At 43.0% G+C, this 12,250-nt stretch carries 10 protein-coding genes and 2 riboswitches; of the genes, 1 reads left to right on the top strand and 9 read right to left on the bottom strand.

The features are described from left to right. Positions 1 to 24: 24 nt before the first annotated feature. The 8 genes from purF to purE form a co-directional block, all read right to left on the bottom strand. Positions 25 to 1,434, bottom strand: a complete 1,410-nt coding sequence (gene purF / locus NSQ84_RS16390; protein WP_063388823.1) for an amidophosphoribosyltransferase — start codon at positions 1,432 to 1,434, stop codon at positions 25 to 27. After that, a complete protein-coding gene (gene purL, locus NSQ84_RS16395) occupies positions 1,419 to 3,635 on the bottom strand; it encodes a phosphoribosylformylglycinamidine synthase subunit PurL (RefSeq protein ID WP_066252092.1) in 2,217 nt (738 codons plus the stop codon). The genes purF and purL overlap by 16 nt, the downstream gene beginning before the upstream one ends. Further along, positions 3,619 to 4,302 carry a phosphoribosylformylglycinamidine synthase subunit PurQ gene (purQ, locus tag NSQ84_RS16400; protein WP_063388825.1) on the bottom strand — a complete coding sequence of 228 codons (684 nt, stop codon included), beginning with the start codon at positions 4,300 to 4,302 and terminating at the stop codon, positions 3,619 to 3,621. Before purQ ends, purL begins: the two co-directional genes overlap by 17 nt. Further along, entirely contained in the window at positions 4,299 to 4,553 is a 255-nt protein-coding gene (gene purS, locus NSQ84_RS16405) for a phosphoribosylformylglycinamidine synthase subunit PurS (RefSeq protein WP_063388826.1), read from the bottom strand. Before purS ends, purQ begins: the two co-directional genes overlap by 4 nt. Next, positions 4,541 to 5,272, bottom strand: a complete 732-nt coding sequence (gene purC, locus NSQ84_RS16410; RefSeq protein WP_063388827.1) for a phosphoribosylaminoimidazolesuccinocarboxamide synthase — start codon at positions 5,270 to 5,272, stop codon at positions 4,541 to 4,543. Before purC ends, purS begins: the two co-directional genes overlap by 13 nt. A 90-nt stretch (positions 5,273 to 5,362) precedes the next feature. Beyond that, on the bottom strand, positions 5,363 to 6,661 hold the full coding sequence (gene purB / locus NSQ84_RS16415) for an adenylosuccinate lyase (protein WP_063388828.1): 1,299 nt from the start codon (positions 6,659 to 6,661) through the stop codon (positions 5,363 to 5,365). 47 nt (positions 6,662 to 6,708) lie between these two features. Continuing rightward, a complete protein-coding gene (gene purK / locus NSQ84_RS16420) occupies positions 6,709 to 7,836 on the bottom strand; it encodes a 5-(carboxyamino)imidazole ribonucleotide synthase (protein ID WP_198318573.1) in 1,128 nt (375 codons plus the stop codon). Beyond that, a complete protein-coding gene (purE, locus tag NSQ84_RS16425) occupies positions 7,823 to 8,311 on the bottom strand; it encodes a 5-(carboxyamino)imidazole ribonucleotide mutase (RefSeq protein ID WP_339212120.1) in 489 nt (162 codons plus the stop codon). Before purE ends, purK begins: the two co-directional genes overlap by 14 nt. Before the next feature lie 164 nt (positions 8,312 to 8,475). Next, positions 8,476 to 8,577, bottom strand: a riboswitch (purine riboswitch). Between the two features lie 281 nt (positions 8,578 to 8,858). Between purE and NSQ84_RS16430 the strand changes: the two genes are divergently transcribed. Beyond that, positions 8,859 to 10,700, top strand: a complete 1,842-nt coding sequence (locus NSQ84_RS16430; RefSeq protein WP_339212122.1) for an IS1182 family transposase — start codon at positions 8,859 to 8,861, stop codon at positions 10,698 to 10,700. On the opposite strand, the gene NSQ84_RS16435 is transcribed toward NSQ84_RS16430, so the two are convergent. Next, on the bottom strand, positions 10,656 to 11,981 hold the full coding sequence (locus tag NSQ84_RS16435; protein ID WP_063388831.1) for an NCS2 family permease: 1,326 nt from the start codon (positions 11,979 to 11,981) through the stop codon (positions 10,656 to 10,658). The two genes, NSQ84_RS16430 and NSQ84_RS16435, sit on opposite strands and share 45 nt — an antisense overlap. 137 nt (positions 11,982 to 12,118) lie before the next feature. Then, a riboswitch (purine riboswitch) is annotated at positions 12,119 to 12,220 on the bottom strand. Positions 12,221 to 12,250 lie beyond the last annotated feature (30 nt).

Genomic DNA, 12,250 nt, shown 5'->3' on the forward strand with positions numbered 1-12,250 from the left:
ATTATCCTCCTTCGGTCTGTCATATTAGCCTTTCTCATGAGGAAGAATCGTATCTTCATAAATGTCTGTCGGATATTTTCCTGTAAAACATGCCATACATTGCCCGCGAAATTCACCTTCATATTTCCTTCCGATCGCATCCAGCATCCCTTCTGTGCTTAAGAAAGCAAGACTATCGGCGCCAATGATGCTGCGAATTTCTTCTACAGTATGAGAAGAAGCGATCAGCTCCTCATGAGTGGAGGTGTCAATACCGTAATAGCAAGGGTTGGCAATCGGCGGTGAACTGATGCGGACATGCACTTCCGTTGCCCCTGCTTCCCGCAGCATCTTGACAATACGCTTCGATGTCGTTCCTCTTACGATTGAGTCATCCACCATGACAACCCGTTTGCCTTCCACTACCCCACGGACAGGGGAAAGCTTCATTTTCACTCCTTGCTCCCGCAATGATTGGGACGGCTGAATAAACGTACGGCCGACATATCGGTTTTTAATTAAACCGAGCTCGTACGGTATACCGGATGCCTCGGCATAGCCGATCGCCGCAGATATGCTGGAATCCGGAACTCCAGTCACTACGTCCGCCTCTACAGGCGCTTCTATCGCAAGCCGTTTGCCGAGATTTTTTCTTGCAGTATGAACATTTATTCCTTCCACATTGCTGTCAGGGCGTGAAAAATAAACGTATTCCATCGTACAAATCGCACGGTTAATCGTTTTGGAAAAACGTTCGCTTTTCAGTCCTTCACCATTGATGATGATAAGCTCGCCAGGCTCAACGTCCCTTTCGAGCTGAGCTCCAACAGCATCAAAAGCGCAGGTTTCCGAAGCGACAACATATGCATCACCGAGACGTCCGATAGATAAAGGACGGAGTCCGTTCGGATCAAGGGCAATCATCAGCTCTGTTTCCGTCATGATTAAAAAGGCGTATGCCCCTTTAATCATCGTAAGCGCGTTTTTCACTTTATCTTTTAGCTCTAAATAGCCGCTTCTTTTAATTAAATGAGCAAGAACTTCTGTATCTGACGTTGTTTGAAAGATGCTTCCTTGATTTTCAAGCTGATGCTTCAATCCGGAAGCATTCACTAAATTTCCGTTGTGAGCTAATGCGAGACCGCCTTGCTCCGATCGAAAAAGGAACGGCTGGACGTTTTCATAACCGCCTCCTCCAGCCGTCGCATAGCGAACATGGCCAATAGCTCCTGTTCCTTTTAAATTGTCTACCCCATTGGCAAACACTTCTGTGACAAGTCCTTCCCCTTTAAACCCTGTCAGTTTCTCGCCGTCTGTTACGACAATCCCTGCCCCCTCTTGTCCGCGATGCTGAAGGCTGTGCAGACCGTAATAAGTGATTTGAGCAGCGTCCTTATGACCCCATATGCCGAATACACCGCATTCTTCATTTAGCCCCTTTATTTCAGCAAGCATGGGATAGCTCCTTTCCAAGCTTGTTCTAACTCTTCCACTGATGCTTGAATCAATGTTTCTCCATTGCCGTTGACAATTTTAAGAATTCCGCTGTTTGTGACCGTTCCGATAGCTTCAGCTTGAACAATCTTTTCAAACGCCTCTTTGTTTTCCGGTTTTACGGAAACGACGATGCGGGACTGGGATTCGCTGAACAGCCCTGCCAATGCATCACCGTTGATCGTAATTTCCGCTCCAAGACCCGTTCCGATTAAGCATTCACTTAGCGCAACGGCCAGGCCTCCTTCGGCAACGTCATGAGCCGACTGGACAAGCCCTTCGCGAATTGCAGCTAACAGCTGATCTAAACGTTGCTTCTCTTCTTCCAGATCAATTTCCGGCGCTTTGCCAAAGATCTTGCCTTCAAGCATTTTTTGCAATTCACTTCCGGAAAATTCTAGTTTTGTCTCACCAAGCAAATAAACGATGCTGCCCGCCTCTTTAAATGATTGCGTTGTAATATGATCTGTATCTTCAATAAGTCCGACCATCCCGACAACCGGAGTTGGATAAATAGCTGTTCCGTTCGTTTCATTGTACAAGGAAACATTTCCGCCAATGACAGGTGTATTTAAAGCTAAGCACGCTTCGCTCATGCCGTCCACCGCTTTTTCAAGCTGCCAAAAAATCTCCGGTTTTTCCGGACTGCCGAAGTTTAAACAGTCTGTAATAGCGAGCGGCACCGCTCCTGAACATACGATGTTTCTTGCTGCTTCACTAACTGCAATTTTTCCGCCGACTTCTGGATCTAAATATAAATAGCGTGAGTTGCAATCGGTTGTCATCGCCAAAGCTTTTTTCGTCCCTCTGATTCTTAGGACAGCCGCATCAGAACCGGGCGCCACGACAGTGTTCGTCCGCACCATATAATCGTATTGGTCATATACCCACTCCTTGCTGGCTATCGTTGGCTGTTTCAGCAATGCAAGAAGCGTTTCTTTGTAATCGTCAACTTTTGGAACATAGGGCGGCATGCTTTGAAACTGGCGATAATATTCTGGTTCTTTAGACGGTTTATAGTAAACAGGCGCATCTTCCGCAAGCGCATCAACAGGAATTTCCGCAACGATTTCTCCTTTATGAATAAGGCGCAGCATCTTGTCATCTGTAACTTTACCAATCGGTGCAGCCTCCAGATCATATTTTTTAAACAGATCAATGATTTCCTGCTCCCGCCCTTTTTTAATTACGAGAAGCATTCTTTCCTGTGATTCGGATAACATCATCTCATAAGGAGTCATTCCTGCTTCCCGCTGAGGAACAAGATCCAAGTTCATTTCAATTCCTGATCCCGCCTTGCTCGCCATTTCTGCCGATGAGCTTGTAAGCCCCGCTGCTCCCATATCTTGAATGCCGACAAGTGCATCAGATTTGATTACTTCAAGGCAAGCTTCCAAAAGCAGTTTTTCCATGAAAGGATCTCCAACTTGAACAGCCGGACGCTTTTCTTCGGAAGCTTCCGACAATTCTTCGGAAGCAAATGTAGCTCCGTGAATGCCGTCTCTTCCGGTTTTGGCTCCGACGTACATCACTGTATTGCCGACACCAGTTGCTTGCCCTTTTTTGATATCTTCATGGTTTATGAGTCCGACACACATCGCATTGACCAGCGGATTTCCTTCATAGGAAGCGTCAAACTGTACTTCTCCTCCAACGGTTGGAATTCCGATACAGTTACCGTATCCGGCAATGCCAGCGACAACTTCTTCAAACAAATATTTGACACGCGGGCTTGTAAGTTCCCCAAAGCGAAGAGAGTTAAGGAGAGCGATTGGTCTGGCTCCCATCGAGAAAACATCGCGAATAATGCCTCCGACTCCTGTTGCTGCACCTTGATACGGTTCAATTGCAGAAGGGTGGTTATGGCTTTCTATTTTAAAGACGACGGCTTGATTGTCGCCGATATCAACAATCCCTGCTCCTTCACCAGGTCCTTGCAGCACACGTTCTCCTTTTGTTGGAAACTTTTTTAATACTGGTTTTGAATTTTTGTAGCTGCAATGCTCTGACCACATAACAGAAAAAATTCCAATTTCCGTGTAATTCGGCAATCGTCCTAATATTTTTTCAATGAGGGCAAACTCCTCATCACTAACTCCCATTTGCTTATAAATTTTGTCGTTTTTTATCATTTCTGGACTTGGTTCAAGAATTTGTGACATGAGCTTCCCTCCAACTTCTTACAATCGATTGAAACAATTTCAACCCGTCTGTGTTTCCTAAAAGTTCGCTGACTGCCCGTTCCGGATGCGGCATCATTCCAAGGACATTGCCGCGTTTATTTACGATGCCTGCAATGTTATTTAAGCTTCCGTTCGGATTATCTTGATACGTAAAAACAATTTGCTTGTTTGCGATTAACTCTTCAAGAGTTTTTTCATCACAATAATAATTTCCTTCCCCATGTGCGATCGGAATGGTGATAATTTCGCCCTTATCATATTTGTTCGAAAACATCGTTTCGTTGTTTTCCACCTTTAATTTCACAGGGCGGCAAATAAATTTCAGCTTCTCGTTCCGTCTCATGGCACCCGGAAGAAGACCAGCCTCAAGCAAAATCTGAAACCCATTGCAAACGCCAAGTACAGGCTTCCCTTCATCTGCAGCTTTCACAACTTCCTTCATGACATTGGCAAAACGGGCAATGGCTCCGCTGCGCAAATAATCGCCGTATGAGAAGCCGCCGGGAAGGAGAATGCCATCGAAGCCACTTAAATCTTGAGCGTCATGCCAAACGTATTCGACTTCCTCTCCCAGTTCATCTTTAATGGCATGGTACATGTCAACGTCACAATTGGAACCCGGAAAAACGATCACGGCAAATTTCACTTGACGGCTACCTCCTCTATTTCATAACGGTAGTCTTCAATCACAGGATTTGCTAAAAGCTTTTTACACATTTCGTCGACAATCTCTTCGACATTTCGATCCGTTTTTCCGATTGCTAGCTCCATGTACTTCCCGATCCGAACATCTTCCACTTCGTTGAAATTCATTGAATGTAAAGCATTTTTCACCGCATTTCCTTGAGGATCAAGCACACTTTCACGCAATGTAACATATACTTTTACTCTGTACATGGAACTGTACCTCCTAAACGTTTTAAAATTTCTTTATAAGCATCCGTCAAATTGCCGATATCCCGGCGGAACACATCTTTATCAAGCTTTTCATTTGTATGTTTGTCCCAAAGTCGGCACGTATCAGGGGAAATTTCATCTGCAACAACAAGCGTTCCGTCGTTTAGCAAGCCAAATTCAAGCTTAAAATCTACTAGTCTCACGTTTCTTTCATGAAAATGCTTCAATAAAATATCGTTTACTTTGAAAGCTAATGTTTTTATTTCATCCAGCTGCTCTTTATCCGCAAGCTCTAGTAGTTCAATATGGAAACTGTTAATTAAAGGGTCTCCCAGGTCATCATTTTTATAGTAGAACTCAATGATCGGCTTTTTAATCTCAGTTCCTTCGGCAATGCCCAATCTTTTGGACAAGCTTCCTGCCACAATATTTCGTACAACTACTTCAATCGGAATGATTGTCACCCGTTTGACAAGCTGTTCATTTGACGAAATTTTTTGAACAAAGTGGGTCGGAATGCCGTGTTCATTTAACTTTTCAAACAGCAAACTTGAAATTTCATTGTTTAGCTGTCCTTTGCCCACAATCTCAGCTTTTTTCTCCCCATTAAACGCGGTAGCGGAATCTTTATAATAAACAAGAAAAATGTTGGGATCGTCTGTTTCATAAATTTTTTTCGCTTTTCCTTCGTACAGCAATGAGCCCTTTTGAACGGTCATGATCATGCCTCCTAATGCGGAATATTGGCCTTTCATTTTATGTCAAGGGGCAGGGCAGTTTTTGCGATTTGCCGAGCCCCATTTGGACATCTATTGTTCTAATCCGCAGCGTTTAAAAATGTAATCCACATTTTTCAAATGGTAATTGTAATCGAAGCAGTCATCGATTTCTTCTTTCGAAAGCTTTGTTGTAATTTGTTTTTCCGCTTCGATCAGCTCTCTAAACGGAACTTGGCGCTCCCACGCTTCCATCGCTTTCGGCTGAACTAAATCGTATGCTTCTTCACGTGTCATACCTTTATTGATCAGCGCAAGCAAAACCCGCTGTGAGTAGATCAATCCCAGCGTTTTCTCCATATTGCGCTTCATATTTTCCGGGAAGACCGTCAAGTTTTTCACAATATTGCCAAATCGATTTAACATGTAGTTCAACGCGATCGTAGCATCTGGCAAAATGATGCGCTCTGCCGAAGAATGAGATATGTCGCGCTCATGCCACAATGGAACATTTTCGTAAGCCGTCAGCATCATTCCGCGAATGACCCTTGCCATTCCTGTCATGTTTTCCGATCCGATCGGATTGCGCTTATGCGGCATTGCAGATGAACCTTTCTGTCCTTTGGCAAAAAACTCCTCCACCTCGCGAGTTTCGCTCTTTTGCAAGCCGCGAATCTCAACTGCAAACTTTTCAATCGATGTAGCAATTAAAGCAAGCGTAGCCATGTACTCGGCATGTCGATCACGCTGCAATGTTTGCGTCGAAATCGGCGCCGGCTTTAAACCGAGTTTTTCACACACATACTGCTCCACGAACGGATCAATGTTGGCATAAGTGCCGACTGCTCCGGAAATTTTGCCGACTTCAATCTCTTCTCTTGCGCGTTTAAACCGCTCTAGATTTCGCTTCATTTCTTCATACCATAGCGCCAATTTCAAACCAAACGTTGTCGGTTCTGCATGCACCCCGTGCGTACGCCCCATCATGACGGTGTATTTATGCTCCAACGCTTTATCTCTTAAAATAGCGATGAAATTTTCCAAGTCTTTTTGTAAAATTTCGTTCGCTTGCTTTAGCAAATAAGATAAAGCGGTATCCACGACATCAGTGGAGGTCAATCCGTAATGCACCCATTTTCGTTCGTCGCCAAGCGTTTCTGATACAGCACGGGTAAACGCCACTACGTCGTGCCTTGTTTCCTCTTCAATTTGCTTAATTCGGTTCACATCAAATGAAGCACGTTCACGCAGTTTTTTTACATCTTCCTTCGGGATCACACCAAGCTCCGCCCACGCTTCACATGCTAAAATCTCCACTTCAAGCCAAGCTTTAAAGCGGTTTTCTTCCGTCCAAATCGCGCCCATTTCAGGACGTGTGTATCGTTCAATCATTCCTGCAACCTCCTATTGATCTCTCCGTCTTGTTTATGAATAGCTTGTCAAACATTCCAAATTTGAGTCGATTCGATATATGTCAATAGTTCCTCAATTTCATCACTGAAGAACGTAATATGTCCCATTTTTCTGTTGATTTTTGCCTCCGCTTTTCCATATAAAAATAATTTCCCTTTTTTCAGCAGCTCTTCGTTTTTCAACACAGGCTCTAGATGCTGGCCCAGTATATTCACCATAATTCCTTGATGAATGAGCTTCGTGTTTCCGAGAGGCAATCCGCAAATCGCGCGAATATGCTGTTCAAACTGCGATGTTTCACATAAATTTAATGAATAATGACCTGAATTATGAGGCCGGGGGGCGAGCTCATTTATATAAATTTCATCGTTTGCCACAAACATTTCAACTGCCAGCGTTCCAATCAGCCCAAGCTTCGCCGCCAATGTTTTTGCTGTTTCCTCCGCCTGTTCCTTCAACGAATCAGAAATTCTTGCAGGTACAATGCTTTCGTGCAAAATATTGTTAACATGAATGTTTTCGGCAACAGGCAATGTGCTGACTTCACCTGTCACGCTTCTAGTGACAATAACCGAAATTTCTTTGTCGAACGCGATCCATTTTTCCAATACACAGCGTCCGTTCTTCAACAAAGCTTTTGCTTCTTCTATATCTTCTTCTTGCTTTAGTACAAATTGGCCTTTCCCATCATATCCTCCGCGGCATGTCTTTAAAACACTCGGGATGCCTATGTTGGATACGGCTTGATAAAAATCATCTTCTGATTCAACGACTTCATACGGCGCAACTTTCACACCAGCGTTCGCCACAGCTTCCTTTTCCGTCTGGCGATCTTGTGTAATGGCGAGCAGTCTGCTTCCTTGAGGCAAGTAGGCGTTTTGCTCAAGCCAAGTTAACGCCTCGTAATCAATATTTTCAAATTCATACGTTATACAATCGCTCACCTTCGCAAGCTCTTTGATTGCATCCAAATCATCGTAACGGGCTGTGATTTCAATGTCGCTCACTTGGCCGCATGGAGAATTCGGTGTTGGATCAAGCACCGCCACACGATATCCCATATTTTTGGCAGCGATAGCCATAAATTTGCCTAGTTGACCGCCTCCAATGATTCCAATTGTACTTTGAGGCAAAAGTTTTTTATACAAGCTGATCACTGCTTTCCATGACGTTTTTTCTTATATATTCTCGCCGTTGTTCAAGCTTTTGCTGAACATCAGCATCATTGATTGACAAAATTTGCGCCGCTAACAGACCAGCGTTCACCGCGCCCGCTTTTCCTATCGCCATTGTTGCAACAGGCACGCCGCCGGGCATTTGCACGATCGAGAGCAGCGAATCCAGTCCGTTTAACGCGTTTGTTTTAACCGGAACTCCGATGACAGGGAGAGTTGTTTTCGCTGCAACCATTCCCGGCAAGTGTGCTGCTCCGCCTGCGCCTGCAATGATCACTTGAATTCCGCGATCCCTGGCAGTGCTTGCATATTGAAACATCCAATCAGGTGTGCGATGGGCAGAAACAACCTTTTTTTCATAAGGAATATTCAGCTCATCTAATATTTCACAGGCATGCTTCATCGTTTCCCAATCTGAAGTGCTTCCCATTATCACTCCAACGACAGGATTCATGGCGATGCTCCCCTCTTTATTTTTAATTATAGGTTGCCACCTTCGTTAAAAATCTTGACAATAATTGAAAGGCATAAAAAAAGCCCGCTTCTGCATTTTCCCTATCAATAAGGGAAAGTAACACAAACCGGGCATAAGCAATATGTATGCTCAGTTGAAAAATCTTGCCGATTACTTTCCCTCATAGTCCAACAATTTACGGTTGTTGGGTAGAAACTTTTGGGCCATATTCCCAAGATTATATGAGGTTTTAGTTTTCATATGCTGTTTTCGACTCCATCTTAACAATGAAAAATCATTATGTCAACGATAAAATCGAACATTATTTTTCTTTAAACACCGAATGTTCGGATTTTGATGAACCTTGATCATGATCTGTGCCGTTTTGCTGCCTTTTGAAACAAAAGAAAAGGGGCTGTCCAAAAAGTCAGGGTAACTGACTTTTTGGAGCCCCTCATTTTTCACTTTTTAAAAAAAATGCACAAAAAAATCGTCCTTTCTAGTAAAATGAAGTTACCACACAACATTACAGAAAGGACGATTTTTTATGAGCAATCATATGATTACTCGTGAAAATTATAACACACAAATGACACTTCCTCTAGATGGAAAAGAAGAAAAAACTCCTGCCAAAAGAAATTTAGCCCCTACTTTCAAACCATATAACAACCGTCAAGTTCAAATGATTTATGATATTGAATCTCTCATACCCGAACATCACGTGGCACGTGTCGTGGACGAAATGGTGGAGGCGATACCAGATAAACAATTGTTTTCTCATTATAAAGGCGGCGGCAGAAGTTCCTATCATCCCAAAATGATGCTGAAAATCATTCTGTATGCTTATTCTCAAAAGGTTTATTCCTGCCGAGGAATCGAAAAACTCGTTAAAGAAAATATTCCTGCCATGTGGCTTTCAGCGATGCAACAACCAGATTTTCGCACCATTAATGAGTTCCGAGGGGAACGGATGAAAGCTTTCATGGATGAGCTCTTTGAAGTCATGATTCTCAAATTGATAAAAGAACATTACATCACGATGGAAAACTACTTTTTGGATGGCACTAAGATCGAAGCCAATGCCAATAAGTATTCTTTTGTGTGGAAAAAATCCACTTTGAAATTCGAAGAGAAATTAAAAGAAAAAATCCAAGAAACACTAAAGCACATTCATGAATTAACCCAATTAGAAGCCGGAACAGGGCAAAAGGAAAGCGATCAACATACAGAGATCACCGAACAAAACCTGGAGGAAACCGCAAAAGAAATAGAAGAAAAAGTTGAAACGCTAACGGAAGAAATCGAAAAGGAGACCGATACATCCATTCGGAAAGAGAAGCGAAAAAAACGCAGTCAATTAAAGAAATCGGTGAAACAAATTCGTGAAGATTTCCTGCCCCGAATGGCAAGATACAAGGAACAAAAGGAAATGTTCGGTGACCGTAACAGCTACTCGAAAACAGACAAAGACGCAACCTTCATGCGCATGAAAGAAGACCATATGAAAAACGGTCAGCTCAAGCCCGGATACAACGTGCAAATGGGGACAGAGAATCAGTTTATCTTGTTTTATACTATTCATCAACGACCGACCGATACACGTTGCTTTATCCCACATATGGAGAAGCTAGCCTCCACTTCATTACCGATGCCCCAAACAGTTATTGCGGATGCAGGCTATGGTAGTGAAGAAAACTATGTATATGCAGTTGGTGATGAGAAAGAGCCCCGGTTTGAGTTTCTAATTCCTTATGGGAGCTATGTAAAAGAACAAACACGTACATACAAAAAAGACATTAAAAATGCCAAAAACTGGACCTATTGTGAAGAGGATGATTGTTTTATTTGCCCGAATGGAAGGAGAGTAACGTTTAAAAAATACCAAAACAAAAAGAATCCATCTGGCTATGAACAAAGCTTCAAAATATACGAATGTGAAGATTGTACCGATTGCCCATTGAAAGCGAAATGCACAAAAGCGAAAGGCAACCGACAAGTTCACTGGAATCCCATCTTCGAAGAAATGAAAGCAAAGGCCAAAACAGCCCTTGAATGTGAAGAGAAAGCCGCTATCTACGCTCGACGCAAAGTCGAGGCAGAAAGTGTGTTCGGTCACATCAAGGGCAATCGGTCGTTCCGCAGATTTTCTTTGCGGGGCCTCGACAAGGTACATGTCGAGTTTGGGATTGTGGCATTAGCCCACAACTTCCTGAAAGTAGCCGGCATCCGCCAGCTACTTTCAGATAAAAATCGAAAAAATATAAAAGCAAGTGGAGAGAAACGAATTGTTTTTCTCCACTTGCTTCATTTTAGGGACTTATCGGACAGCCCCTTCGACTTCTTATTAATTGACAAGAAAGATGAAATAAAGCAGAAATACAATAGATAAACCATACAAAATCGGATGAATCTCTTTTCCTCTTCCTTTCAGAAGCATCGTGATCGGGTAGAAAATAAAGCCGATAGCAATACCGGTTGCGATGCTGTACGTTAATGGCATTGTAATCAAGATTAAAAACGCCGGAACAGCAATTTCAAACTGATCCCATTTTATATGCCCTAAAGATGATACCATTAAAACTCCGACAATAATGAGCGCTGGAGCCGTAACTGAAGATGTAATAACGCTCAATAGCGGCGAGAAAAATAAAGCTAATAGGAAACATCCTGCTGTTATAATGGAAGCAAAACCTGTCCGCGCGCCTGCCGCAACCCCTGCTGATGATTCTACATAAGAAGTGGTTGAAGATGTTCCTAAAATCGCTCCGACAACTGTTCCCATTGAATCAGATACTAAAGCTCTGCCGATTCGCGGAAGTTTATTGTTTTTCAATAACCCTGCTTGATTGGCAACCGCAACCAGCGTTCCTGCCGTATCAAAAAAGTCAACAAACATAAACGTTAAGATTACGACAAGCATTTGTAAAGAAAAAATATCTCCTAAATGTCCTAAAGCTACTCCAAACGTCGGAGCCAAGCTCGGAATTTCCCCAATAATTTTATCCGGTTTTGGTACAAGGCCAAAAATCATTCCGACAACGGCCGTAATCACCATGCCGTAAAACACGCCGCCTTTCACTTGCCGAACCATTAAAATAATCGTAATAGTTAATCCAAAAATAGATAGAAGAGTATTTCCATTCCGCAAGTCTCCCAAGCCGACAAGAACAGCGTCATCATTAACAATTATGCCTGCATTTTGAAAACCGATAAATGTGATAAACAATCCGATTCCCGCACCGACTGCATGCTTCAGCTCCGGCGGAATGGAATCAATAATTTTTTCCCGCAATCCGCTAAGCGTCAGCAAGACAAGAAAGAGACCTGAAACAAGAACACCTGAAAGGGCTGTTTGCCAAGGGATGCCGTACGTCAAAACGACAGTAAAAGCAAAGAACGCGTTCAATCCCATACCGGGAGCAAGAGCTACCGGATACCGTGCCACAATACCCATGATGAGTGTCCCGATGGCTGCAGCCAACGCGGTCGCAGTGAAGACAGCTCCTTGATCCATTCTCAATTCATTGGGAAAATCAGCAACAGAGCTTAATGAAAGCGTTGCTGGATTGACAAACAAAATATAGGCCATTGAAAGAAATGTTGTAATTCCGCCAATAATTTCCCTGCGGTAATTAGTGCCAAGTTCATCAAATTGAAAATATTTTTTCATTATAAAGTCCTCCTACAATTGGCTGTATAAAAAACTTTAAGCAAAAAAATAAGCGCTCCATTCCAAGGATGCGCTTGACCATGAGGTTGCTGAAAGCCCAATGTGAGAAAGGAAAAGGATCCTCTCCTCCTTCAGCCATCGAACCGTCAACACCTCGTAGTCAAGCTATTTACGGTAGCTTGGTAGAAACTTTCGGGCCATATTCCCGAAATTATACGAGAATGTTTATATTTATTATATAAAAATGATAATTCCGATTTATACAAGTT

It is taken from the genome of Aeribacillus sp. FSL K6-3256, assembly GCF_037965805.1.
In the GTDB taxonomy this organism is placed as follows: Bacteria; Bacillota; Bacilli; order Bacillales; family Aeribacillaceae; genus Aeribacillus; species Aeribacillus composti.

Coding starts and splice junctions, on each gene's coding strand:
- purE (WP_339212120.1), bottom strand. CDS start 8,311: ATGAATCCTGTCGTTGGAGTGATAATGGGAAGCACTTCAGATTGGGAA.
- NSQ84_RS16430 (WP_339212122.1), top strand. CDS start 8,859: ATGAGCAATCATATGATTACTCGTGAAAATTATAACACACAAATGACA.
- purB (WP_063388828.1), bottom strand. CDS start 6,661: ATGATTGAACGATACACACGTCCTGAAATGGGCGCGATTTGGACGGAA.
- purL (WP_066252092.1), bottom strand. CDS start 3,635: ATGTCACAAATTCTTGAACCAAGTCCAGAAATGATAAAAAACGACAAA.
- purC (WP_063388827.1), bottom strand. CDS start 5,272: ATGACCGTTCAAAAGGGCTCATTGCTGTACGAAGGAAAAGCGAAAAAA.
- NSQ84_RS16435 (WP_063388831.1), bottom strand. CDS start 11,981: ATGAAAAAATATTTTCAATTTGATGAACTTGGCACTAATTACCGCAGG.
- purF (WP_063388823.1), bottom strand. CDS start 1,434: ATGCTTGCTGAAATAAAGGGGCTAAATGAAGAATGCGGTGTATTCGGC.
- purS (WP_063388826.1), bottom strand. CDS start 4,553: ATGTACAGAGTAAAAGTATATGTTACATTGCGTGAAAGTGTGCTTGAT.